1 pseudogene is annotated in these 719 nt (G+C 62.3%); it reads right to left on the bottom strand.

The features are described from left to right. Positions 1-678 (bottom strand): annotated as a pseudogene (locus EXE45_RS17250) (hypothetical protein); the annotation flags it as partial. Positions 679-719 lie beyond the last annotated feature (41 nt).

Raw genomic sequence — 719 nt, 5'->3', positions numbered from 1 at the left:
CTCCATCCCGACTGCTGAAAGCGACACGAAGGCCCGCCGAAGGGCCTCATTGTGCTTCTCTGTCTCGGGATTCCACTCCTCATCAGCCTGTTCGAGGACATTCCGGATCCCTTGGTCGGTGACGGCCACTTCTGCTTCGGGATCCGAGATACGGACCATTCCCTCCGGTGCGACGTCGGACCGCGTCGGAGACTTCCGACCGCGTTGTTCGTCTTCGTCTTCCTCGTCGTCGGGGCGGGTGACACAGACCGACTCACGGTCAACAAGAATCCCATCAGGGAGATCCTCAAGTGCCGTTCCAGTTCGCTTCTCGAACCCACGGGCGACTTCCTCGACCGTGACGGTGTACCTGTCTGGCGGGTCACTATCCGGCCCGTGGACACAACTCGGGGACGGGTCGATGTCGTCGTAGTCGGGCGACCGAACCGCAAGCGCATCCTGACGGATCTGCTCGGCCCACACCGCTTCCAGGAATGAGCTCTGGATGCCCGCCTCGGAGCCGATGTTCATCAGGGCGTTCTCTGACCCGGACAGATCCTCTTCGAGCGGGTCAACACCGTACTCGGAGAGTTGCTCGGCGATCTCCTCGTGGGCTTCCTCTTTCGTCCGGACCGATGGGTAGTCCGCGAACGTATCGACGGCCATTGGGTCGGACTGGACGGGGCCGTCCTCCTCCATCGTCGTGATGGAGGTGACAGCGGTGTACCGCGGCAACGAGA

It is taken from the genome of Halorubrum sp. SP9, assembly GCF_005435015.1.
Lineage (GTDB): Archaea > Halobacteriota > Halobacteria > Halobacteriales > Haloferacaceae > Halorubrum > Halorubrum sodomense.
This window is presented reverse-complemented; position numbering and strand designations above follow the sequence as displayed.